General features: G+C 38.7%; 25 protein-coding genes and 1 riboswitch. Of the genes, 21 read left to right on the top strand and 4 right to left on the bottom strand.

Annotated elements, in window-relative coordinates:
• Positions 1-255 precede the first annotated feature (255 nt).
• The 9 genes from HWV59_RS20970 to mreB all read left to right on the top strand — a co-directional run bounded on the left by HWV59_RS20970 (position 256) and on the right by mreB (position 6246).
• Positions 256-600 (top strand): YwqH-like family protein, encoded by a 345-nt coding sequence (locus tag HWV59_RS20970; protein WP_102230369.1) that lies wholly within the window; start codon positions 256-258, stop codon positions 598-600.
• A gap of 98 nt (positions 601-698) precedes the next feature.
• A complete protein-coding gene (locus HWV59_RS20975) occupies positions 699-995 on the top strand; it encodes a YwqI/YxiC family protein (RefSeq protein WP_175640131.1) in 297 nt (98 codons plus the stop codon).
• A complete protein-coding gene (locus tag HWV59_RS20980; protein ID WP_175640132.1) occupies positions 992-2413 on the top strand; it encodes an LXG domain-containing protein in 1422 nt (473 codons plus the stop codon). Before HWV59_RS20975 ends, HWV59_RS20980 begins: the two co-directional genes overlap by 4 nt.
• Before the next feature lie 32 nt (positions 2414-2445).
• A complete protein-coding gene (locus HWV59_RS20985; RefSeq protein WP_175640133.1) occupies positions 2446-2769 on the top strand; it encodes a DUF4176 domain-containing protein in 324 nt (107 codons plus the stop codon).
• On the top strand, positions 2753-3091 hold the full coding sequence (locus tag HWV59_RS20990; protein ID WP_175640134.1) for a hypothetical protein: 339 nt from the start codon (positions 2753-2755) through the stop codon (positions 3089-3091). Before HWV59_RS20985 ends, HWV59_RS20990 begins: the two co-directional genes overlap by 17 nt.
• A gap of 22 nt (positions 3092-3113) precedes the next feature.
• Positions 3114-3662, top strand: a complete 549-nt coding sequence (locus HWV59_RS20995; RefSeq protein ID WP_175640135.1) for a hypothetical protein — start codon at positions 3114-3116, stop codon at positions 3660-3662.
• Between the two features lie 88 nt (positions 3663-3750).
• Positions 3751-4374: a LysE family translocator gene (locus tag HWV59_RS21000; protein ID WP_175640136.1), complete on the top strand. Its 624-nt coding sequence runs from the start codon at positions 3751-3753 to the stop codon at positions 4372-4374.
• A gap of 441 nt (positions 4375-4815) precedes the next feature.
• Complete coding sequence (spoIIID, locus tag HWV59_RS21005) at positions 4816-5091, top strand: sporulation transcriptional regulator SpoIIID (protein WP_026563140.1); 276 nt, start codon at positions 4816-4818, stop codon at positions 5089-5091.
• Positions 5092-5244: 153 nt separating this feature from the next.
• Positions 5245-6246, top strand: a complete 1002-nt coding sequence (gene mreB / locus HWV59_RS21010; protein WP_175640137.1) for a rod shape-determining protein — start codon at positions 5245-5247, stop codon at positions 6244-6246.
• A gap of 325 nt (positions 6247-6571) precedes the next feature.
• Here the strand turns inward: mreB and HWV59_RS21015 are convergent, their stop codons facing one another.
• Positions 6572-7447 carry an amidase gene (locus HWV59_RS21015; protein ID WP_175640138.1) on the bottom strand — a complete coding sequence of 292 codons (876 nt, stop codon included), beginning with the start codon at positions 7445-7447 and terminating at the stop codon, positions 6572-6574.
• A gap of 40 nt (positions 7448-7487) precedes the next feature.
• Positions 7488-7577: riboswitch (cyclic di-GMP riboswitch) on the bottom strand.
• A gap of 166 nt (positions 7578-7743) precedes the next feature.
• Between HWV59_RS21015 and HWV59_RS21020 the strand changes: the two genes are divergently transcribed.
• The 5 genes from HWV59_RS21020 to HWV59_RS21040 all read left to right on the top strand — a co-directional run bounded on the left by HWV59_RS21020 (position 7744) and on the right by HWV59_RS21040 (position 11363).
• Positions 7744-8586 (top strand): flagellar hook-basal body protein, encoded by an 843-nt coding sequence (locus HWV59_RS21020; protein ID WP_175640139.1) that lies wholly within the window; start codon positions 7744-7746, stop codon positions 8584-8586.
• Between the two features lie 16 nt (positions 8587-8602).
• Positions 8603-9442, top strand: a complete 840-nt coding sequence (locus HWV59_RS21025) for a flagellar hook-basal body protein (RefSeq protein ID WP_175640140.1) — start codon at positions 8603-8605, stop codon at positions 9440-9442.
• A gap of 12 nt (positions 9443-9454) precedes the next feature.
• Complete coding sequence (locus HWV59_RS21030; protein WP_235991854.1) at positions 9455-9739, top strand: DNA-directed RNA polymerase subunit beta; 285 nt, start codon at positions 9455-9457, stop codon at positions 9737-9739.
• A gap of 95 nt (positions 9740-9834) precedes the next feature.
• Positions 9835-10275: a 3-hydroxyacyl-ACP dehydratase FabZ gene (gene fabZ / locus HWV59_RS21035; RefSeq protein WP_175640141.1), complete on the top strand. Its 441-nt coding sequence runs from the start codon at positions 9835-9837 to the stop codon at positions 10273-10275.
• 761 nt (positions 10276-11036) lie between these two features.
• A complete protein-coding gene (locus tag HWV59_RS21040) occupies positions 11037-11363 on the top strand; it encodes a hypothetical protein (protein ID WP_175640142.1) in 327 nt (108 codons plus the stop codon).
• Positions 11364-11446: 83 nt separating this feature from the next.
• Here the strand turns inward: HWV59_RS21040 and HWV59_RS21045 are convergent, their stop codons facing one another.
• Positions 11447-11878 (bottom strand): YwpF-like family protein, encoded by a 432-nt coding sequence (locus HWV59_RS21045; RefSeq protein ID WP_235991855.1) that lies wholly within the window; start codon positions 11876-11878, stop codon positions 11447-11449.
• A 76-nt stretch (positions 11879-11954) separates the two neighbouring features.
• On the bottom strand, positions 11955-12365 hold the full coding sequence (locus tag HWV59_RS21050; RefSeq protein WP_102230356.1) for a helix-turn-helix domain-containing protein: 411 nt from the start codon (positions 12363-12365) through the stop codon (positions 11955-11957).
• Between the two features lie 295 nt (positions 12366-12660).
• On the opposite strand from HWV59_RS21050, the gene HWV59_RS21055 reads away from it, so the two are divergent.
• The 5 genes from HWV59_RS21055 (at position 12661) to HWV59_RS21075 (ending at position 18808) form a co-directional block, all read left to right on the top strand.
• Complete coding sequence (locus HWV59_RS21055; RefSeq protein WP_175640144.1) at positions 12661-13077, top strand: hypothetical protein; 417 nt, start codon at positions 12661-12663, stop codon at positions 13075-13077.
• A gap of 412 nt (positions 13078-13489) precedes the next feature.
• Positions 13490-14959 (top strand): response regulator transcription factor, encoded by a 1470-nt coding sequence (locus HWV59_RS21060; protein ID WP_175640145.1) that lies wholly within the window; start codon positions 13490-13492, stop codon positions 14957-14959.
• A 281-nt stretch (positions 14960-15240) separates the two neighbouring features.
• A complete protein-coding gene (hutP, locus tag HWV59_RS21065; RefSeq protein WP_102230353.1) occupies positions 15241-15684 on the top strand; it encodes a hut operon transcriptional regulator HutP in 444 nt (147 codons plus the stop codon).
• A 128-nt stretch (positions 15685-15812) separates the two neighbouring features.
• Positions 15813-17336: a histidine ammonia-lyase gene (hutH, locus tag HWV59_RS21070; protein WP_175640146.1), complete on the top strand. Its 1524-nt coding sequence runs from the start codon at positions 15813-15815 to the stop codon at positions 17334-17336.
• Between the two features lie 152 nt (positions 17337-17488).
• On the top strand, positions 17489-18808 hold the full coding sequence (locus HWV59_RS21075) for a Na+/H+ antiporter family protein (RefSeq protein ID WP_175640717.1): 1320 nt from the start codon (positions 17489-17491) through the stop codon (positions 18806-18808).
• A gap of 542 nt (positions 18809-19350) precedes the next feature.
• Here the strand turns inward: HWV59_RS21075 and HWV59_RS21080 are convergent.
• On the bottom strand, positions 19351-19824 hold the full coding sequence (locus HWV59_RS21080) for a DUF2975 domain-containing protein (RefSeq protein WP_175640147.1): 474 nt from the start codon (positions 19822-19824) through the stop codon (positions 19351-19353).
• 424 nt (positions 19825-20248) lie between these two features.
• Between HWV59_RS21080 and hutU the strand changes: the two genes are divergently transcribed.
• The gene (hutU, locus tag HWV59_RS21085) at positions 20249-21925 is read left to right on the top strand and encodes a urocanate hydratase (protein WP_175640148.1); all 1677 of its coding nucleotides are present in this window, start codon (positions 20249-20251) and stop codon (positions 21923-21925) included.
• On the top strand, positions 21925-23181 hold the full coding sequence (gene hutI, locus HWV59_RS21090) for an imidazolonepropionase (protein ID WP_175640149.1): 1257 nt from the start codon (positions 21925-21927) through the stop codon (positions 23179-23181). Before hutU ends, hutI begins: the two co-directional genes overlap by 1 nt.
• The last annotated feature ends 1 nt before the right edge of the window (position 23182 follow it).

The raw sequence follows: 23182 nt of genomic DNA on the forward strand, positions 1-23182 counted from the left end.
CCAACCAAGTCCCCGACCCGCCACCACTAGGAATAACAACCTACACCATCCCCACCAAAAATAAATCCTTCTCACCATTCTTGCATTTTTTAACTAATGTTATGATTGAAAAGATTGGAAAATTTTAAAGAATTAGGTTTGGGTCGTTTCAATAAAGGGTATATAAAAGTGGTTTAAAGATGATAAGGTTAAATGCCCCATTCTAATAACCGGCATTACATAGAAAGTCAGTGAAAAGTAAAGAGGGAGATTACGTTGTCTTTATTTTATTATTATGGACTTTTAAAGAAGAAGCAAGAACAGCTCCAGCGCCTGCAAAGCTGCCAAAGTCAATTGCAGGGCATTAAACAGGAGTATTTGAATTATAACCAATCGGTTATAACCCCTGAGTTAACATCTGCAAGTTGGCAAGGATCACTTGCCGACAAATTTGAGGTTATTCGAACAGAAGGAATCCTTGGTTCCTACCAGGATCTAGAATCTACTCAACTCTCCAATGTTTTTTCAACCCTTAGCAATAAAATGAGTAGTTTGAAAAGTGAAATTGCCTCTCTAAAGCAAACCATTCATTCTCTTGAGTTAGAGATGTTGGAAGAGTAAGGTCAGTGCAATCCTATATGGCCAATTCGTTTATGAAAAATCATTAGCCAACGTTTGTTATGAAAAGCCTAAAAATAAAAAGTAAGGTAGAGATCATAATGGGAGAAATCAAATTTCAATATCATGATATAGACCGTGTACTTAAGGAGATGACAAATGCTTCAACTACGCTTGCGCCATCATTGCCAAAAGATATTGTGAAAAATAATCAACTGGATGTTACGAAAAAAATAGAACAGATTAATAAATCGCTGGAAGAGATCATAACCAGCTACCAAGAGTTGTTAGCGCAAAATGAATCAATGGTTCAATCTTCTGTGGATGCGATGAAAGCAACAGACCAATCGTTAAAAACATCCATGTTGCTACAAGGTGTTGCGGAGGTAAAGAAATGAAAGTATTAGATGTATCTGATTTACATACCTCTCTTGATGAAACAATTCAGGCAGTAAATAAAAAAATGGAAGAGCTGGAAGCCATTGAAAAATCAATTATTGAGTTGATTAATTTGGATGGTTCATTTACAGGGAAAGGGGCAGCAGCGATTAAAAGCTACTACCAATCCTGTCATCAGCCCTTTTTATTCAAGCTTAAACAAATGCTTACTACATACAAAACAAAGCTAACAAGTTGTAAAAACCAACTGGATGGTTTTGAACATGATCATACAGGATATATCAACCAGGAATTTTTACAAGGTGAATTAACGAATAAGCTTACAGCTGTTCAAAACTATACAAATGATGTAACAGCAGATGCGAATCAATACATTTCAAATGTAACAGATATTGTTTCGATCGATCTACTTGATGATGAAGAAGTCAATCAGCAGGTTGAACAAGCGAAGAAATCAATAAACGACACCATCACCAATTTAGAAGATTTTGATGGAGAAAGCACATCTTCATTAGAGGAATTAAATGCGGATTTAAGTATACTAACAGCGTATTTGGAAGACATGAATACAACTGTAGCAGTAAACCCTAGAAGTCTCGAATACTTTCACCCATTACAGGCACTTATGAATCCGACACACGCTCTATTAATGGGCAGCATTCGCTCAACACCTATGCATCTCGTAACAAACGGATCACCGGTAGCCAATCGTTCTACACAATCGATCTATGCATTCCAATCTTACACAACACCTTATCAATGGTTGGGTCTGAACTTCTCTCCGACAACAAGTAGCACCTCTGAGAAAGAAGTGGAGAAGACATCTCCTTATCTAACAGGAGATTCGGTTCAAAGAGGAGATTTTACTTTTGAAGCTGGTGCAGGAAAAGTAGAAAATGATTGGTCAGGATATGGTGATGGAGACGGACAACTCGGTGGAAGCAGTAAATTAACTGGTATTCACTCTGGTGTAAAGCACGATACAGGAGTAATGGATTCCAGCTTTGACCTGCAAATTGGAGCAGCAGAAGCGCAAGCAAGCGTAGGGGGACAAAGTATTTTTCCTTTAGTGAAAGCTGGAGGGACAGTCTATGCAGCAGAAGTCAAAACACAGCTTGATGATGAGATAGACTATGTTGGTCGTACAGGTATACAAGCTAAGGGTGAGCTCCTAAAGGCAAATGCCTACGCTGGAGTTGACAATGCATCAGTCGGATTTGCGGCCAAGGCGTCACTAGCGGAAGGAGAGGTCTCAGGAATCCTGCCTATTCCTTTTACTGATTACAACTTTAAAGGTACAGTTGGTGGTTCGGCAGGTGGTATTGGAGGAGAAGCCAGCATCGGAAAAGAAACAACGCTTGACCTTAGATTTATACTCGGAATTAAACTGGGAATTAGTTTTGAAAAAGCAGAATAAACCTTCTTGATTTGAAAGGAGCCCGCGTGAATATGAGAAATGAAATTAATTCAATCGTCATTGACAAAGGAACAGACTTACTGCCGATTGGTACAGTTGTCTTGGTAGAGGGAATTGTACAAGCAGTTATGATATACGGAAGAATGCAGCAGAAGGCTGATCAAGAGGAAAAGGTGTGGGAATACGTAGCATGCCCTTACCCACAAGGTCATATTTCAGATGAAACAAATGTGTTTTTTAATCATGAGCAAATTAAACAAGTCATTTTCAAAGGGTTTGAATCTGAAGGTGAAACAATCATGAAGGAAAAACTACTTTCTTTAACACAAGGAATAAATCATGAAGGCGATCATTAATTGGTTTATTGCCCCATATAAAACGGTACGATCAGAATTTCAATTGTTTTTACACTTAAAGAATCAAGAAACAACATCTAAAGAAGAAAAGATGAGAATTACTCAGCTTCAACTAGTAAACATCATGTTACTAGTTATATACTCAGTATTTTTCGTTGCCTTTTTTGTGTACATCGGACTGCTATTTGTAGCAGGCTGGTATGCTCTTTCAGGTATCATTGTTGGTCTCATCATGATGAGTCTTATCAGAGTCATGCAAAAAAGGTATTTAAAGCGTCGTGATGCATTCATTAAAAATGACCCTACAATCATCGAATCTTAACGAATAGAAAGGATAGGTTCACTTGAAAAAATTAAGTTTCATCATCGCGATGATGCTAATGCTCGTCGCCTGTAGTAATGACACTTCTTCAGAAAAGCCATCTGATACAGAAGCAAGCACCTCCAAAGAAAATGAGCTATCCTATGAAGAAAAGCAAAAAGAAATCGTTGCTTTTATTAATGAAGATATGAACGAAATTGCAGGCTATGAAACAAAAGCGAATGAAGCCTTGGCAACCGTATCGGGGGAGAATTTCAAAAATGACCAAGAATTACTGAGTGTCTTAACAAGCGAGGTTATCCCTGAATACGAAAAAGCCATTGAAACAGCAGAGTCACTGGAAGTTACTGTTGAAGAACTGGAGCCAATCAAAGGCCAAATGGAAGAAGCATTAAGCATATATTATGACGCTCTTTTACTCGAAAAAGAAGCATTAGAAAAAACCGACCAGGAATTAATTGAGCAATCTAATGCAAAAGGAGAAGAGTACCTAACCGCCCTGAATGAATATCATGAAGAAATGGAAAAGTTAGCGAAAGAATATGATATTGATTACCAAAGAACACAATAAAACATGCAAAAAAGCTCAAAACTTTTGATTTTGAGCTTTTCTTTATGATGTTATGGTAAAATTCACATTAAAAAGTGGAGGTGTAACTGTGGACTTTCTATCAATCATTTCATTTTTAGGTGCCGCAATCGTTCTGACTCTTATGCCAGGACCAGATAACTTGTTCACCTTGGCACAGAGTATAGCAAAAGGTAAGAAAGCTGGAATTTTCACTACACTTGGGCTATGTACAGGATTATTAGTTCATATTGCTGCTGCGACCATTGGGATTTCTGCCGTGATTTATCAATCAGCTTTAGCTTTTACACTAGTTAAATATGCAGGAGCAGCCTATTTGTTATTCCTGGCTTATAAATCCTTTAGAGACAAAAGTTCAGGCTTTACTTTTACAAATGAGAACTCTTTAGACTACAAATCTTTATATAAAAAGGGAGTCATAATGAATCTCTTAAATCCAAAAGTTTCATTATTTTTCCTGGCTTTCTTCCCGCAATTTATTCAGTATGAGAATGGGAATGTGTCCCTTCAAATGCTCGGTTTTGGAATTCTATTTCTCATCCAAGCCTTAGTGATTTTTACATTAATAAGTATGTTTGCTGGAAAAGTCGGCAATTTCCTACGTAAAGATCCATCATTATCGAAAAAGATTAACATGATCCAAGGTTCTCTGTTTACACTGATAGGACTAAAAATTGCCTTTAGCCAGAAATAATCATAATCACGTGAAGAGTGGTTTTCTGACTACTCTTTTTTTATACAAAAAATGTTAAAAGTAAGTCATAATGTCCCTCACCAAAAATATAATAAAAAGGTATGTCTCCATCTTCACTCCACCCATCGACAAATTTCTCGGGAAATAAACTGTTTAAAATAGGTGAAAAACCACAATTTCTCTATTCAAATCTCATAAAAATGAAAAAAATTTAAAGAAAGCCTTGTCCCTTCTGACTTTATTAGCATATATCTTAATCCAAGCTAATAAAATGTTACAAACCTATCAAAGAGAGTGTTTGAGGTGAGGGATCGTGAGTGTAATTTTTAATCGCTGTAAAAGAGGCAACATACGATCATCTAAGAGAAATTCAGCCAAAGTGTCTTGGTATGCGAGTCTCATTTCACACTTCTCACATCCATATTAGGGAGGTCGAGTGGTGTGCACGATTACATCAAAGAACGCACAATCAAGATTGGGAAGTATATCGTGGAGACAAAGAAAACTGTTCGCGTCATTGCGAAGGAGTTTGGTGTTTCCAAAAGTACCGTCCACAAGGATTTAACGGAAAGGTTACCTGAAATTAACCCTGATCTTGCGAATGAGGTAAAGGAAATACTTGATTATCATAAATCAATCAGACATTTACGTGGTGGAGAAGCAACAAAGTTGAAGTACAAGAAGGACGAAATTTTAGAAGAAGAACCAGTGAAGTAAATGAATTCTATCTACTTTAAGTAAATCGACAATTCCCTACATACTCACCTGAAATTTTTTTACAAAATCATACTATTTTTGCGAAATTGTGATAAAATAGGTAATTAGGTCAGTATTTCGGATATGAAGATTTGCAAGGAGGATATAGATAGAATGTTTGCGAGGGATATTGGTATAGATCTTGGTACGGCTAACGTACTTATTCATGTGAAAGGGAAGGGAATTGTGTTAAACGAGCCTTCCGTTGTTGCCCTGGACAAAAATACTGGTAAGGTACTTGCCGTTGGTGAAGAAGCTAGACGTATGGTAGGACGTACTCCTGGGAATATTGTTGCTATTCGCCCATTAAAAGACGGTGTTATTGCAGACTTTGAAGTAACAGAGGCAATGCTAAAGCACTTTATTAATAAGCTGAATGTAAAAGGGTTACTTTCAAAGCCGCGCATGCTCATTTGCTGCCCAACGAATATTACATCTGTTGAACAAAAGGCAATTAAAGAAGCTGCTGAAAAAAGCGGCGGTAAAAATGTATTTCTTGAGGAAGAACCAAAGGTAGCAGCAATTGGTGCCGGTATGGACATCTTCCAACCTTATGGAAACATGGTTGTTGATATTGGCGGTGGAACTACTGATGTCGCTGTGTTGTCAATGGGCGATATTGTCACCGCCTCTTCCATTAAAATGGCTGGGGACAAGTTTGACGCGGAAATTTTAAATTACATTAAAAAAGAGTACAAGCTATTAATCGGTGAGCGTACTGCAGAAGATATTAAAGTCAATGTAGCAACTGTATTCCCAGGCGCACGTTATGAAGAAATCAGTATTCGTGGTCGTGACATGGTAACAGGATTACCTCGTACAATTACCGTGAACTCAACAGAAGTGGAAGCAGCACTTCGTGAACCAATTTCCGCCATTGTACAAGCTGCTAAGAGTGTCCTGGAACGTACTCCTCCAGAACTTTCAGCAGACATCATCGACCGCGGTGTTATTTTAACAGGTGGTGGAGCACTACTTAACGGCTTAGACCAACTTTTAGCTGAAGAACTAAAAGTACCAGTACTAGTAGCTGAAGCACCAATGGACTGCGTAGCAATCGGCACAGGAATCATGCTGGACAACATGGACAAACTTCCACGCAAAAAATTCGGATGATACTTTTAAGAACCTGACTTGTGCAGGTTCTTTTTTTGTGTGGGTCATGGTGTGGGTCATGGGGACAGGTTCCTTGTCCCGGCAGTGTGTGTAGAATCATGGCGGAATTTGTCTAATCGCAAATAAATTCGAAAAATAGTAAATAAATTTGTCTAATCGCAAATAAATTTTTGAAATCGCAAATATAAATGAAGAATCGCAAATAAGGTCCAAAGGAAGGTCCAATGGGACAGGTCCCTCGTCCCGCCAATAAGTTTGTACTCAAATAGGAATAAAAGCATAAAAAAGAATCGGCCACAAAAAGCCGATTCTCCATCCATTCTCCTTACCGTAACTCCATCCAGCTCCCCACGTGATGCACCGCAACACCTTTAAAGCTTGAATAATCCTTATAAGCATCTGAAACAAGCGCAAGCTCTTGGTCCATCGCACTTTGCCCTTCCTCATAAAACGTCAGGAATCCGTCACTGCTGCCCAGGTTCATCGTTTCAACAGCAATCGTGACATCTTTATTAAGTGACGCTGCAAGATTTATTTCGTATTTCGCTAGCTCAATAATCCCATTGGGACCAACAGCCTTATCACGGTATGCCATGATTGTAATCTCACTCGTATTCTTAATCACCCATTCAGCGAGATTTCCTTTTCCGTATTTATTTTTCACATTCATCTCGTCAAACCAAAAAGGAATATCAGCGGCGAATGGTATTCCAAGTGTCTTCGCAGTATTCGCTGCAGTTAAAATGACATTTTGATATTTCAGCACAGCTCCACTGTAATTTGTAGTCCATTGTGAAGTAAGATATGGCTCAACATCAAGATGAATGCCGGAAAATTTTTCACCCTCAGCTGCACTTGTTTGATAGGCGGAAACCCAGTTCAAAAAGTTAGTAAAAGCCTTAGATGATGGTCCCCATTCAGGAGCACCGTCAAGCGCATAAACCTTTATTTGACGTGCTGAAGCTTCTTTAATAAATTGTTTATATTGGTCAACATTAATCAATCGGTTAATTTGTAAATACACATGAGATACTTGTTTATTTTCAAGAAATTCTAATATAGCTTCACGATTCGTCACAATTTGATTCGTATCCCAAAGCCATGTAGAGTATTCCGTGTTCGCGCTGGCATTTGCTTTATTCACACCGGCAACCCCCAACACAAACATAGTTAAAATAAACATCAAGATTATTCTTTTCATCTTATTCTTCTCCCTATAAAGCCCATGGCTCAAAAAGGAGCCTGGCAGCTTGGCGACCGTGCAATGTAAAATATTGTATAGGCCCATAGCTTTGCGTCCCTGCCTTTCGACAAGTTTGCCCTTATCAGATTTTTCTTTATTATAAAGACAAGCTAGGAAAAAAGAAATAAAAATATTTTTTCCTAAAAACTAACAATGGAGAAAACAATCGTTCTCCTTTATAATCAATAATAGGGAATTCTGTCGAAAAAGAATTCAGTTGTTCGGACAAAAACACGGTTAAGGTGGGTTTACTCATGCTAAGAGGTTTATATACAGCAACTGCAGGGATGTTGGCACAGCAGCGCCGAACAGAAATGCTATCAAATAATATGGCAAATGCAAATACAGCGGGGTATAAAGCGGATCAATCGACAATCCGGGCTTTTCCGGAAATGCTCTTGCAGCGTATGGAAAATAAAACTGTTCCAACTGGTAATGGAATGAATGTAGCAGGCATGCAAACAATTGGTTCGATTAATTCTGGAGTTTATTTACAGGAAATTAAAAGTAGAGATATCCAAGGTGAGCTAAAGGAAACAGGCCTGGTAACTGATGTTGCCTTAGTTGAAGAAACTGTTCCTCTACATCCGGAAACAAATGTAAAAGGTTCATTATTCTTTGCTGTTCAAAACGGAGCTGGTGAGGAACGCTACACACGCAACGGACATTTTACATTAGACGAAAATGGTCTTTTACTTTCAGATGGAAATCCTGTGCTTTCAACAGCAGGACAACCAATCTCTATCCAAGCCAGTGAATTCAGCGTTACAACTGCCGGCGATGTTTTGGTAGATGGAGAACCAGAACCTATCGCACAAATTGATGTCCGTTTTGCTGAAGATGTACGTAATCTAGTCAAAGAAGGAAATGGAATATTCCGTACTTCAGACGGCCAAGCCCTTCCAACAGCAATCAACAATGGTGACATCCAATACAATTTAAAACAAAACTATCTGGAAACTTCCACTGTAGATGTAGGAAGAACATATACGGATATCATGACAGCCTACCGTTCATTTGAAGCAAATCAAAAGGTGCTGCAAGCATATGATAAAAGCATGGAAAAGGCCGCAAATGAAATTGGCCGCTTATCATAATAGGGGGAAATAATAAATGTTACGCTCAATGATTACAGCGACTAATACAATGGGCCAGATCCAAAAACAGCTTGATCAAATTGGCCACAACCTGGCAAATGTTGATACTCAAAGCTATAAAAGAACGGAAACAACATTCTCCGAATTAGTTCGTCAGCAATTTACTAATCAAGGCAATGCATTAGAAGAAAGAGAAGAAGAACGTTTTGGAACAGAACTTGGGATTCGACAAGGAACAGGCGCAAGACTAAATAAAAGCGTTGTGTTTACACAAGGCAGCATCAAGCAAACTGGCAGATCACTTGATATTGCTTTTACTTCACCAGATCAGTTTTTACAAATTGATGTAAATGGGCAAATTAATTATACTCGAGATGGTGCTCTATATTTATCGCCAGCAACGGACGGAAGTAACCAGCTCTTACTCTCAACAGCATCGGGTAACCTGGTCCTGGATGAAAATCAAAACCCAATTCGGTTCAATGATACATTTAAAGAGCTTATGATTTCAAAAGATGGAACAATTAGAGCCATACCGAGAAATGAAACAGAACAACCACAAGAGTTCCAACTAGGTGTTATTCAAGTAGATCGTCCGCAAATGCTGAGTCAGTTAGGGAATAATCTTTACGGATTAAAAGATCTGGGTGACATGCAAATCGAAGACGTATTAACCTACTTAGAAGGTGCAGACCGCGGGGCTGTCACAATGCAGCAGGGTGCACTTGAAATGTCCAATGTTGATTTAACAAAGGAAATGACCGATTTAATGATCTCACAGCGCTCATACCAAATGAACGCAAAGTCCATTACACTTGGCGACCAAATGCTGGGATTAATTAACGGCGTAAGATAGGAGTTTAGTCTATTGGTAGCAAAAGAAACGACAAAAGCGGTCAGTCGAGAAGAAGTTAAAAAGATAAACGCAAAGAAAAATCAAGAAGAAAAACAAGACCAACAAACCGAAAAAGTAAAATTACGCATTCGCCTCATTCCCATTTGGTTACGTGTCGTACTTGTTCTCTTAGCTATGGTCATCAGCTTAATCGTTGGACTTATGATCGGCTATGGAGTCATCGGCAATGGAAATCCAGAGGAGGCACTTGATAAATCAACATGGCAACATATCATCGACTTAGTTGAAAAAGAATAATGTTCCATATATACTTTGCTAAAGGAAGGTGAAAGCCTTCCTTTTGTCGTACATAATAAAGAAGCGAGAAAAAAGCATAAAGGAGATTCATACATATGTTAGATATTAACGAAATCAAAGATATTATCCCACACCGATACCCATTTTTACTCGTTGACCGCATTTTAGAAGTACAAGAAGGAGTCAAAGCGATTGGCATTAAAAATGTCTCAGCCAACGAAGAATTTTTTAATGGTCATTTCCCTGACTACCCGGTTATGCCAGGGGTATTAATCGTTGAAGCACTAGCACAAGTTGGAGCAGTTGCCATTCTGAAAAAAGAAGAAAACCGCGGAAGATTAGCATTCTTTGCCGGAATCGATAACTGCCGCTTCAAAAGACAAGTAAAACCAGGTGACCAATTACGCCTGGAAGTAGAAATCATCCGCCTAAGAGGCTCCCTTGGAAAAGGAAAAGCGATCGCAACAGTTGATGGAGAAGTAGCATGTGAAACAGAAATCATGTTTGCGTTAGGTGAGAAAAAAGAAGCTGAATAAGAAATTTTTAAGATTGCCCTTCATGTATCATGGAGGGTTTTTTTGGTTTTTGGGGGGATAATAAGTTAAGGAAATTAGTATCCTGTGAAAGGCAAACAAGTGCGATATGAAATGAAAGACAAAACTAATCGGGAGTCTTTCACCCCCGATATGAAGGACAAAACAAAGCAAGAACTCAGAAGAAAAGTCTTTCATCCCCGATATGAAGAACAAAACAAAGTGAGAACTCAGAAGAAAAGTCTTTCATCCCCGATATGAAGGACAAACCAAAGCGAGAAATCAGAAGAAAAGTCCTTCATCCCCGATATGAAGGACAAAACAAAGCAAGAAATGAGAAGAAAAGTCTTTCATCCCCGATATGAAGAACAAAACAAAATGGAAAATCAGAAGAAAAGTCCTTCATCCCCAATATGAAGAACAAAACAAAGTGAGAAATGAGAAGAAAAGTCTTTCATCCCCGATATGAAAGACAAACCAAAGCGGGAAACCAGAAGAAAAGTCTTTCATCCCCCAAAAATATTCTCCACAACACATATTTCCTATTAAAACACCTTCATTAACTTAAATAAACACAAATAACCCCCTAGGACATTCGTCTCGTTTTCCCTTAAAAAGGTTTCATCATTAATGATCTTGTCTATATAATGCATATCGGCCGAAACACTTTAAAATTAAGAATGAAATTATTTTGAGTCGGGAAACATAAAGAAAGACCGGGTTTTAAAATAAATAAAAGGTCAAGTTGAAAGGGGTAATAAATGATGAGAAAAAATTGGTTATTAACATTATCAGGTTCTCTTCTTGCAGCAATGCTTGTAACAGGATGTGCAGCAAACGATGATCAAGATCCGGCACCTCCAGAAGATACAAATGAAAATGATACAGTAGAAGAGAATGTGGAAGAAGGTCTTAATGAAGGTCAAGATGCAGTAGAAGAAGGCGTTAATGAGGGCGAAAACATGCTTGAGGAAGGCGCTGAAGAAGGCCAAAACATGTTAGAAGAGGGTACTGAAGAAGGCGAAAATATGCTTGAAGATGGTAACAATGAAGGCACGAATGAAGGCGAAAACAAAAACGAAAACAAATAATTTAACAAAAGTAGAGACTAACTCAAAGGGTTAGTCTTTTTATTATGAAAATACACTAAAAAAGGCTCCACAATCGTGCAGCCTTACAACTTTGTAGAATGTTCACGTTGTTGAATGGATTCCTTAAAAGCTTCCTTTAAGGCATTGCCGGACAATCCTTGATCTAATAATGACTCCAACAGTTCATCAGGACGATATTGTGATCTTGATGTTAGTAATCGACCATCAAAAAGAATGGAGATGGATTCGTCTAACACAGTGATCGTATTCACACTCGCAGAGATTCGTGCAGGTGCATTGCTCAATTTCGAAATGGTTACAAACATTTTTAATGTACGATTAGCTTCTTTTTGTTCCTCGAAGTAAGGCAAGAAGTCTTTTGAGATCAATGATTCTAGTAACCACGAATTTTCGCCATCTTCCTTGTTAATGACAAGACCGTCAAGTAAAGGAATGTTTTTGGCTTCAGCTGATTGTTCATCAATTTTTAAGCAGACAAGCTTGAACGTTTTCATCAATATCATCCCCGCTAGCTTATTTTGGACTATTTATAGTATACCACAAGGTCTCTTACAACCTAAAAACATGGAATTACTCGGAAATCTTTGATGAATTTTCAATGACGCGAATAATTGTATCTTCAATAAACTTACGGTGCTTTGTTTTTACATCTAAAAGCTGATGTAAGCCTTGTACCATTTTGGGATTTTTGATTAAATAATCAGCAACTTGAGAGACAGAGCCGTCAGCTTCATACTTTCCGTAAACCTCAAATAAATAGTCATTTGTTTGTTGATCACGTCCAATCAAGTGATCGATGCTTACGTGAAAAGCATTACTTAATGATAATAAATAGGACAGATCTGGAGTCTGCTCACCGGTTTCAAGTCTAGTGATAACAGGCCTGGAAACATTGATTTTTTCCGCTAATTGCTCCTGTGACCACCCATTTAGCTCTCGATAAAATTTCAGATTCATTTGGAATACATCTAACTCTCTCATTGAACAAACAATTCCCTTCTCCAAGCCTACTGTTATCGTAAAATAGAAAAGCAAGGTGTAATGTGCAAATCTATAACATTATACAAAATGTTCATATTGTGGACAAAAATGGATATTTAGACCTATTTTAAGCAAATTGGAAAAATATGAAGAAAGATGGAGACAAACAGCAGTTTTTCCGCGAATTTCGTCATTTTTTACAAAATATCGTAGTTACTAAAATTTATCAATAATCTAAGATGGAATATAATTACAGTGGACTTACAGATAAAAACAAGAGAAAAGAGGGTAAAAAATGAACAAGTATAAGCTGAAGTCAATCTATTTAAAGCAAAATGCAAATTATCCACTACAAGTAAAAGAAAGCTCAACACAAGATTTAGTCATCCTAAGGATAGGTGATCAACAACTAGGTATAAATAACTACCATCATTTTCGAGTACCAATTCATGCAACTGTCGATATACGGTATGAAGCCATTGACCAAAAAAGCATACTCAGATTAATCTTTCAGCTAGATCAGCGAAACCTTTCCATTCAGTATTTTACATGGAAGGAGGATGAACAGCTATACATAGACACACCTCTTGATGACAACATCACCCAATCCCAGGCCTTTCAACATATTCTTCAAAGTGTAAGCTTCACAGGAGAAAATCATATTTCATATCTTGTAAACTCCCTACAACGATTATCTGATCAGCTGTTTTAAAAAAAATCTGTAAAATCAACTGAAGTTTTAAAAGAACGGTCTTACTGCTTCAAAAAACCAATTCAACTCCCCTTTTAACTAAAAGAATTAATTATATCGTACGAAGAGGCTGCTTACTATTGCGAATAGAGTATTGAGGAAGAACTAGGTTCTGAACTTGTTTTAGAGTATTTTAAGGTACTAAACAAAAAGGTATTGTGATTAATATCCAATACCTTTTTGCATTTTTTTGCTTAATTTTATAAGGGGAATTATACGTATTTTGATAGGGTTTTTTCTTTATTGCGTCTCAAACGGAACACGTTCATAAGAGATACCCTATTTCAGTACTTGAAAATGTTGTAATATTAAGTTGTTAAAATGTTCATCAAAGGTAAGAGTTATTATAAATTTCTTAACAGGAGTTGCAGAAATGAAGATTCATATGGTGGCAAAAGATGCACTTGAAGCACAGGGGATTCGCTGGATCATTCAATCACATTTAACAGGTGTTCAATTAACGACATGGGATGATATAAGAGGACTAGCGAGTGCACTAAATCATAATAAGCCTGACTTAATCATATTGGATATGGATAAGTGGGAGTGGGACGATGAGATGCTAAAAGCTGCCTTACAGAATAATAAAATCCGTTGGCTTGGAATCTCATCGGAAAGAGTTTTTCAAGTTGCCTATCGTGGACTTCGTTTACATGCTGAGGAGATTTTGTTTAGGCCGTTTTCTCCTACAGACCTAATTAAACAAATTCAGCAGTTACGCTTTCAGATTAGGAATGAGCAGCAACAAGCTCCCAATAGCACTAAGGAATACAGAGAAATAGTGGATATAGATTACCCTGATTTTTTCTTGACCGAACAAATACATTCTCAACCCGTGATCATGTCGGCTTTTGTTACTCCACATCCGCATACGCTTCCCCTTGTCTATGAGATATTGCAAGGCTATCCTTTTACGGGAAAGTATCGATTTTTTGCATTATCTGAATTCATATTAGGTATACATGAAACACAGGAAACGACCCATTTAAAGGAGGAGTATCGAGCGTTTGTTGCGCATTGGAAAGAACAGATGGAGGAGCCGCTTGCACTTGTCATTAATACTTATTCGGAAGAAGGCCCTTTAAAAGATATTTATCAACAAACAAAGCAGTTAACTGAACAAGTGTTTTTTGAGGGATATGACATTATTTTGGCCGAAAATGAACGTTCAGGTTGGCGGGATATGGATCCCTTCCTAACACCAATTGAGCAACGCCACTGGATAGAAATGCTTGAGAAAAAGGATACCAAAGCAATTCGCGAGTGGGTAGAGCATGAATTTTTCACCTTTAAAAAACCATATCCAAGTCCGGACATGGTTCGAATTCGACTTACTAGTGTTCTCGCTCAAATTCGCCGCTATATGAAAGCTTACAAGACACAAGAAGCAGAATGGGAAAATGCCTACCACAATGTCTTTCAGCAAATTATCCAAAAGCCTGTGATCTACGAGATCGTATCAGAGTTACTTACGTTTATTTCCCAATTGCTAGTACCAGGTCAAGATAATTTACAGGAAGGCTCCGGGACGCTGGTGGAAAAGGTTAAGGCGATGATCGAATCAAACTACTGGGATGCCCAGTGGAATTTAGCTGCATGTGCTGATGTGCTCCGCATTAATAAAAGCACTCTAAGCCGCCGCTTTTCTGTAGAATCTGGACAATCCTTTCGAGATACACTGCATCAAGTACGAATCCGAGAAGCTAAACGTCTCCTGCAGGAAACGGATTTACCACTTGAAGAAATTTCACGATTAACTGGATATTCTCATCAAACGTATTTTAATGCGAAATTTAAACAGCTAGTAGGACGCACACCATTAGCTTATCGGTCAGGGATATGAAAAGATGGTAGAGTAAGAACTACCTTCTCTACAATTAAAAGATTATAAAAGTATTCTCATGTAAAAGATCCGCATCACTGTGTTTGTTTGCAAAAATGAGCAATATATTTGCCGAACTGTAACGGTTAAAAGCTGACACCAATGCTTATTCAATTTCATATCATAGAGTATGGTGAATGAGAGAATTCTAGAAATATAGTTGACACCAACAAATGAAGCGCTTACAATAAAGCTAGTTATTAGACATTAGAGTAATTAAGTTACAGAAAGAGTTGTTTTTAATGGCATTGAGTAAAGATCGTCGTATTGGTCGACACGCCATTCTTCTTTTGTTATCTGATGATTCAACTGAACAGCTGCAAAAACTCGAGCAGTTGAATTGGAAGGGATACATAGGAAAAGTTGGATCGATGGACGCGCATAAAGTAGTAGCTGCCATTGAAACAGCAGCGAAGAAAAATGAGATCATCCAGTCGGATGTTTATCGCGAATCACATGCATTATACCATGCGATTATTGAAGCATTGCATGGGGTAACAAGAGGTCAAGTGCAATTAGGATCTGTACTAAGAACTGTAGGCTTGTCTTTTGCTGTTTTACGTGGAAACCCATATGATCATGAGCAAGAAGGAGATTGGATTGCCGTTGCCTTATATGGCACAATCGGTGCGCCTGTTAAGGGATCTGAGCATGAAACGATCGGCTTAGGAATTAATCACATATAATTATGCCCATAGTATTTTAGTTAATAGGGGGCTATATCGTGAAATCATTTTTTGAGTGATTTCATTGATATAGTCCCCTTTTCTATTGAGTCTTTACTACACTAAAGGATTTGAGAGGAGAAGAAAAGATGGTTACATTAACTGGTCAAACACTTACTTTTGCTGAGGTGCAAAAAGTTCTATTTGATAAAGAGAAAGTTGTTTATTCCGAAGAGAGCATGAGAAAAGTTCAAGAAAGTCGAAAAGCGGTTGAAAAAATCGTTGCTGAAGGGCGAATCATATATGGGATCACAACAGGATTTGGAAAATTTAGTGATGTATTGATTGGCAAAGATGACGTGGAAGCACTGCAGCTGAATTTAATTCGTTCCCATGCTTGCGGGATTGGAGAACCTTTTCCGGAAGTTGTATCACGCGCGATGATCCTCCTCAGAGCAAATGCTTTATTGAAAGGTTTTTCAGGTGTACGTCCTGTTGTGATTGAAAGATTGCTAGACTTAATAAATTCAGAGATTCATCCGGTGATTCCACAACAAGGATCACTTGGTGCAAGCGGTGATTTAGCACCACTCTCACATTTGGCCCTCGTGTTAATTGGTGAAGGAGAAGTCTTTTATAAAGGGGAGAAAACATCGGCCATTCATGCGCTAACGAAAGAAGCAATTTTCCCTATTACATTAACGGCAAAGGAAGGGCTGGCCCTTATTAATGGAACACAGGCGATGACAGCAATGGGGGTTGTTGCCTATTTAGAGGCAGAGAAGTTAGCGTATCAAACAGAGCTAATTTCATCCGTTACGATTGAAGGGTTACGTGGAATTATTGATGCTTTTGACGAAGATATTCATCTTGCCCGCGGGTATAAAGAGCAAGTAGAAGTGGCTGAGCGAATTCGCTCCTACCTCTCTGATAGCCAATTAACAACGAAGCAAGGTGAAATACGTGTCCAAGATGCTTACTCGATCCGTTGTATTCCTCAAGTCCATGGAGCGACTTGGCAGACATTGAACTATGTGAAAGAAAAATTGGAAATTGAAATGAATGCAGCAACGGATAATCCATTAATTTTCGATAACGGTGAAAAAGTTTTATCAGGCGGCAATTTTCACGGACAGCCGATTGCATTTGCGATGGATTTCTTAGCGATCGCAGTGGCGGAACTAGCAAACATTTCAGAACGTCGAATTGAGCGTTTAGTAAACCCTCAACTAAATGACTTACCACCGTTTTTAAGTCCTGAACCAGGATTACAGTCAGGTGCAATGATCATGCAGTATGTTGCAGCATCACTAGTATCTGAAAACAAAACATTGGCACATCCGGCAAGTGTTGATTCCATCCCTTCATCAGCAAACCAGGAAGATCACGTCAGCATGGGGACGATTGGGGCAAGGCATGCCTATCAAGTGATAACAAATACACGTCGTGTAGTAGCGATTGAGGCGATTTGCGGGATGCAGGCAGCCGAAATTCGCGGGCAAGAGAAAATGGCTGCGGCAACAAAGGAATTTTTAGAGAATGGTAGAAAGATTGTGCCTTATATTAACGCAGATCGAGTATTCTCCAAAGATATTGAAGCAATGAATAATTGGTTAAAAGTAGGAACGTTTCACTTTGAAAAAAGAGGAGCAAAAAAACCATTCGTAAAATAAACGTTCTTTCACAATGATAATCATGGCAAAAAATTCAAGAACTAGTTATCGAGGATCAGTACCATTCGGTGGTTTTATTGGTTACGGAGGTACTGTTCCTTAGTCATTCACTGAAAATTGAGGAAGAAACTAAGTTTCGAAAGGATGATTCGATGTTAAATGCAGTGGTGGTTTCTGTGATCGTCATGTCGGTATTGAGCCTTCTCCGCGTTAATGTGATGTTTGCGATTTTAATGGCAGCCGGTGTTGCTGGATTAATGGAAGGATTGTCACTGTCCGATACGGCGAATATGCTTATCGGTGGAATGGGTGGTCAAGCAAATACGGCATTAAGTTATATATTGCTTGGAATATTTGCTGTTATGATTAGTTATTCTGAAATTACTGGATTTCTAGTAAAAAGACTTGTAAGCATATTAAAAGGAAAGCGCTCGATTTTATTATTGACGATTGCCGGAGTTGCATGTTTGTCTCAGAATGCTGTTCCGATACATATTGCGTTTATTCCTATCTTAATTCCGCCTTTGCTCCATTTGTTTGATAAAATGAAGATTGATCGCAGAGGCGTTGCTACGGCATTAACGTTTGGGTTGAAGGCGCCATATCTTATGATTCCAGCGGGTTTCGGGTTAATATTCCACGGGATCATTGCTGATGAAATGAAAGCAAGCGGAATGGACATCGCTGTTTCATCTGTTACATTTGCCATGTTAATACCTGGAATGGGTATGATTGTTGGGCTGTTGTTTGCGATTTTTATTACGTATCGGAAGGACCGTGAACTGCCTATTAGTGATGGAGGAGATCAAGGGGGTAACATCGAGGTAGCGGCAGCAAAAGAGGTGGAATTGTCCTTCACATTCCGTCATTTCCTAACGATCATGGCGATTATCTGTGCACTCATTGTACAACTTGTAGCCGATTCTCTAGTTTTAGGAGCGCTTACGGGAATTGTTCTTATGTTTTTGTTCACAGTCGTTCCGTTTAAAGAAGGGGAAAAGGTTGTCAATGAAGGTGTTGCTATGATGGGTATGATTGCTTTCGTGATGTTAATTGCCTCAGGGTATGCAACGATTTTGAAAGAGACTGGTGCTGTTGAGGAGCTTGTCCAATCTGCAACTGGAATCTTAGGTGATAATAAACTGATTATCGCACTTCTGATGCTACTTGTTGGTCTGTTAATTACAATGGGAATTGGCTCATCATTCGGCACGATCCCGATTATTGCTGCGTTGTTCGTTCCAATTTGTGCAGCAGTTGGTTTTTCTCCTTTGGCGACTGCTGCATTAATCGGTACGGCAGGTGCGCTTGGGGATGCGGGATCACCAGCATCAGACAGCACGCTCGGTCCGACAGCGGGGTTAAATGCAGATGGAAAACACCATCATATATGGGATACATGTGTGCCAACCTTTTTGCATTTTAATATTCCGTTGATTGTGTTCGGTGTACTTGCAGCGATTGTTTTATAAGGCTGTTTCCGCATACTTTGTTGTTGTTAATAAAGTGTTTAAAGTGAAAATTAGTTCGTTCCATTGCTCTGCAGATACTGGCATTCCTCATTTCCCGCAGGAGTCGAGTATCTTCCGCTCCATTCCACTATAGGGTTAGAATAATAGGCAAAAGCAACAATCATTGAGAAAGCAGCTTGTAAGGCCTGAACTCGGTATTGAACCGTGCTCAGGCCTTTTTTCTTCACTCGTTTATTTATATAGGCTCTTTTCTAAAGGCTGTTATCGTATAGATTGTTGCTCACTTGAAAATACAGATTATTGTTGAATATAATGCAGTAGTTTCAAGGAGGTATTCAAAATGTGGAGAGATGTTTATGAAGATTTCAGTAAATGAGATAAAAAAAATCAGTTGGCACTTTTTAAGGCGATGCAACAAGATTTATTTCCAAAGAGTTTATCTGGCATTTAACTAATGTGTATTTTGGCAGTATGATTATTAATATTATTGAATTATTTTTCAAAATCAAATCGGAAAGAGAAGAAATAAACACCTCACATTTTTATTTCTTTTTTCCTAGGATATTTTTTAATGGCTTTTGAAGTACATCCACAATGGCAGCGATGATAGCTGTTGCTAAAATCCCCAATAGACCTAGTGCTCTCGGACCTGCTGAGTCATCACCTGTGAAATAAGAATGCACCCTTAAGTAAACTATTCCTAACAAAATGAAGAAAATGATTGTAAAAGCACATTTTTTTATAACCTTCAAGGATTTAAGGGATAACTCGTAAAAAGCGTTATCTTTATCGATATAGCTCAATAGTTTAAATGCTTGATACAAAGCAACAGAAAACGTAATGCATATTCCATACGCACATACTAACAATGGATATATCGAGTAATCTCCTGGACGAACTTTCGCATCTCTTATAGCTGCTTGAGGTAACCAATATACACACACAGCAAGTACCGCAATTCCAATAAGAAAAACAACGACTCTTAAGAAAAAAGTTGAACCTAGTTTAACACGCATTTAAAGCACCTCACTGATTTATGATAATATGATTTTAGTATGTTTATTTCTGTTTATCAATAAATTAATTTTGTTTTTCGTTATATTGTTATTTAGATATTAATCTAATTATATGTGGGAATCATACTTTAGCAACAAACATTGAGAAAACAGCCTTTCTAAAAGACTGTTGTTTTTTAATAATAGTATTGGATGTAAACTGATTAGGTTGATTGGAGCTCCAACCAACTACTACCACACTTATTACAAAGCAACAAAGTTTGCGAAAAAAGCCTTTATATAGAATTGATAGTTGAAATAATTTATAAAAAATAAAGAAAAACAAAATAACACGAAATAAATTATAAAATAATCACTAAATTATAATAAATTTCTAATAATTTCCGTAATAGAATGAAAGTATCATAACTAGGAGGGGAATTAAATGAAAACGACAACAAACAACAAAATCACACGCTTACAAGGGACACAATTAAATACAAAAGGCTGGCAGCAAGAGGCAGTTCTTCGTATGTTGATGAATAATTTAGATCCAGATGTTGCAGAGAGACCTGAAGATCTTGTCGTATATGGAGGAATTGGAAAAGCGGCTCGTAACTGGGAATCGTTTGATGCTATTGTTACATCACTTAAAGAGTTAGAAAATGACGAGACTTTACTCGTACAATCAGGCAAACCAGTGGTTGTTTTTAAAACACATACGGATGCACCACGTGTTCTGATTGCAAATTCCAATCTTGTTCCAGCATTTGCAAATTGGGAAACATTCCATGAACTCGATAAAAAAGGGTTAATGATGTATGGTCAAATGACAGCAGGAAGTTGGATTTATATCGGTTCACAAGGAATTGTCCAGGGTACGTATGAAACATTTGCCGAGTTAGCGTGTCAGCATTTCAATAGTACACTAAAAGGCACAATCACTGTAACAGCAGGACTTGGTGGGATGGGTGGTGCACAGCCGCTTGCCGTAACAATGAATGGTGGTGTATGTATTGCGATTGAGGTTGATGAGACAAGAATCGACCGAAGAATTGAGACTCGTTACACAGATGTGAAAGCGCATACACTAGATGAAGCCATTCAATTGGCAGAAGAAGCGAAAAAGGCAGGGAAAGCATTATCAATCGGTTTATTAGGAAATGCAGCTGATCTTCTTCCTGAAATGATCAGAAGAAACTTTATCCCTGATGCATTAACAGATCAAACATCTGCTCACGATCCACTAAACGGATATGTGCCTTCAGGGATGTCACTTGAAGATGCAGCACTTTTAAGAAAATCTAATCCTGAAGAGTATGTAAAGCTCTCAAAAGCTTCAATGGCAAAGCATGTTTCAGCCATGCTTGAGATGATGGAAAAAGGAGCGATTACGTTTGATTACGGTAATAACATTCGCCAAGTTGCAAAAGACGAAGGTGTAGAAAACGCATTTGATTTCCCAGGATTCGTTCCAGCCTATATCCGTCCGCAATTTTGTGAAGGAAAAGGACCTTTCCGTTGGGTAGCATTGTCAGGAGATCCTGAAGATATTTATAAAACAGATCAAGCGATTTTACGTGAATTCAGTGATAATGAACATTTATGTAACTGGATTCGTATGGCACAAGACAAAATTCAGTTCCAAGGCCTGCCGTCACGAATTTGCTGGTTAGGATATGGAGAACGTGCTCGTTTCGGAAAAATCATTAATGACATGGTGGCCAGCGGTGAACTAAAAGCACCGGTTGTCATTGGACGTGACCACTTAGATTCAGGCTCTGTTGCTTCACCAAACCGTGAAACAGAAGCAATGAAAGACGGATCAGATGCTGTGGCAGACTGGCCGATATTAAATGCCATGGTAAACGCAGTTGGCGGGGCAACGTGGGTATCTGTGCATCATGGTGGTGGAGTAGGAATGGGCTATTCATTGCATGCTGGTGTGGTCATCGTTGCAGACGGTACGAAAGAAGCGGAAGCACGTATTGAGCGAGTATTAACGACTGATCCGGGTATGGGCGTTGTCCGTCATGCTGATGCAGGATATGAGCTTGCGAAGAAAACAGCACGTGAGAAAGGAATCAATATGCCGATGCTTGATAAGGGGGATGATCAGTAATGACAAAACCTATCTGGATTAAACATGCTGCCCAGCTGGCGACCTTAGCTTCAGATGTGAAAGGTCCGCGCTCTAAAGAAGCCATGTCTGAGCTCGGTTTAATCGAAGACGGCAGCTTGTGGATTGAGCAGGGTGTGATCGAAGCGGTTGGTACAACGAAAGAGCTTGAAAAACGCTATGCAGAAAGACTTCATGAAGCAGAAGTTGTTGATGCAACAAACCATCTCGTCACACCGGGACTAGTAGATCCACATACACATGTTGTGTACGGGGGAAGCCGTGAACGTGAATTTGAAATGCGTCTTGAAGGTGCAACATATATGGATATTATGAATGCGGGTGGCGGGATTCATGCGACTGCCCGCATGACAAGAGAAGCAACCGAAGCAGAGTTAATTGAACAAACAACGCGTCGTCTCGATGCATTTTTTACGCATGGTGTGACTACTGTGGAAGGAAAAAGCGGTTACGGGATGAACCTGGAAACAGAGCTAAAACAATTGCGTGTGATGAAAAAGCTTCAGGAACAACATATGATCGATCTTGTTCCCACATTTATGGGCGCCCATGCAGTACCGCCGGAATATAAGGGACGTGAAGATGAGTTTGTTGACCATTTGATTAACGATATGTTACCAGTCATAGCTGAAGAAAAACTGGCAGAATTTAATGATGTTTTTTGTGAAAAAGGCGTTTTCACACCTGAACAATCGGAACGAATATTGGAAGCAGGAAAACGCTTTGGGTTGATTCCGAAAATTCATGCGGATGAAATCGAATCGTATGGCGGAGCAGAATTAGCGGCAAAAATAGGTTCCATTTCAGCTGAGCACTTATTGAAAGCGTCAGAAGCAGGCATCAAGGAAATGGCGAAATCAGGAACAATCGCTTGTTTGCTTCCTGCAACAGCACTGTATTTACGTGAAGAAGCGGCTGCAGGCAGAAAAATGATTGATGAGGGTGTGGCTGTGGCGATTTCAACCGACTGCAATCCAGGGTCTTCGCCAACGACTTCCATGCCGCTTGTTATGAATTTAGCATGTATTTCCATGCGTCTTACACCAGCAGAAGCTTTAACAGCAGCAACATACAATGCAGCATGTGCGATTAACCGCCAGGAAAAAGTAGGGTCGCTTGAAGTCGGTAAGCAAGCGGATATTGTTTTATGGAATGTGAAAAATTATCAGGAATTGCAATATTTATTTGGGGTTAACCATGTGAAATCGGTTTGGAAAAAAGGTGTGAAGGTGGTGTGAA

Origin of the sequence: Metabacillus schmidteae (assembly GCF_903166545.1) — a bacterium.
GTDB classification, from domain to species: Bacteria; Bacillota; Bacilli; order Bacillales; family Bacillaceae; genus Metabacillus; species Metabacillus schmidteae.

Excerpts from the sequence above, each read along its gene's own strand:
- mreB (WP_175640137.1), top strand. The coding sequence starts at position 5,245 with ATGTTTGCGAGGGATATTGGTATAGATCTTGGTACGGCTAACGTACTT.
- HWV59_RS21075 (WP_175640717.1), top strand. The coding sequence starts at position 17,489 with ATGTTAAATGCAGTGGTGGTTTCTGTGATCGTCATGTCGGTATTGAGC.
- HWV59_RS21015 (WP_175640138.1), bottom strand. The coding sequence starts at position 7,447 with ATGAAAAGAATAATCTTGATGTTTATTTTAACTATGTTTGTGTTGGGG.
- HWV59_RS21040 (WP_175640142.1), top strand. The coding sequence starts at position 11,037 with ATGAGAAAAAATTGGTTATTAACATTATCAGGTTCTCTTCTTGCAGCA.
- HWV59_RS21045 (WP_235991855.1), bottom strand. The coding sequence starts at position 11,878 with ATGAAAACGTTCAAGCTTGTCTGCTTAAAAATTGATGAACAATCAGCT.
- HWV59_RS20985 (WP_175640133.1), top strand. The coding sequence starts at position 2,446 with ATGAGAAATGAAATTAATTCAATCGTCATTGACAAAGGAACAGACTTA.
- hutI (WP_175640149.1), top strand. The coding sequence starts at position 21,925 with ATGACAAAACCTATCTGGATTAAACATGCTGCCCAGCTGGCGACCTTA.
- HWV59_RS20975 (WP_175640131.1), top strand. The coding sequence starts at position 699 with ATGGGAGAAATCAAATTTCAATATCATGATATAGACCGTGTACTTAAG.
- HWV59_RS20980 (WP_175640132.1), top strand. The coding sequence starts at position 992 with ATGAAAGTATTAGATGTATCTGATTTACATACCTCTCTTGATGAAACA.
- HWV59_RS21050 (WP_102230356.1), bottom strand. The coding sequence starts at position 12,365 with ATGAGAGAGTTAGATGTATTCCAAATGAATCTGAAATTTTATCGAGAG.
- fabZ (WP_175640141.1), top strand. The coding sequence starts at position 9,835 with ATGTTAGATATTAACGAAATCAAAGATATTATCCCACACCGATACCCA.
- HWV59_RS21060 (WP_175640145.1), top strand. The coding sequence starts at position 13,490 with ATGAAGATTCATATGGTGGCAAAAGATGCACTTGAAGCACAGGGGATT.
- HWV59_RS21020 (WP_175640139.1), top strand. The coding sequence starts at position 7,744 with ATGCTAAGAGGTTTATATACAGCAACTGCAGGGATGTTGGCACAGCAG.
- HWV59_RS21025 (WP_175640140.1), top strand. The coding sequence starts at position 8,603 with ATGTTACGCTCAATGATTACAGCGACTAATACAATGGGCCAGATCCAA.
- HWV59_RS21080 (WP_175640147.1), bottom strand. The coding sequence starts at position 19,824 with ATGCGTGTTAAACTAGGTTCAACTTTTTTCTTAAGAGTCGTTGTTTTT.
- hutH (WP_175640146.1), top strand. The coding sequence starts at position 15,813 with ATGGTTACATTAACTGGTCAAACACTTACTTTTGCTGAGGTGCAAAAA.
- hutU (WP_175640148.1), top strand. The coding sequence starts at position 20,249 with ATGAAAACGACAACAAACAACAAAATCACACGCTTACAAGGGACACAA.
- HWV59_RS20990 (WP_175640134.1), top strand. The coding sequence starts at position 2,753 with ATGAAGGCGATCATTAATTGGTTTATTGCCCCATATAAAACGGTACGA.
- HWV59_RS21055 (WP_175640144.1), top strand. The coding sequence starts at position 12,661 with ATGAACAAGTATAAGCTGAAGTCAATCTATTTAAAGCAAAATGCAAAT.
- hutP (WP_102230353.1), top strand. The coding sequence starts at position 15,241 with ATGGCATTGAGTAAAGATCGTCGTATTGGTCGACACGCCATTCTTCTT.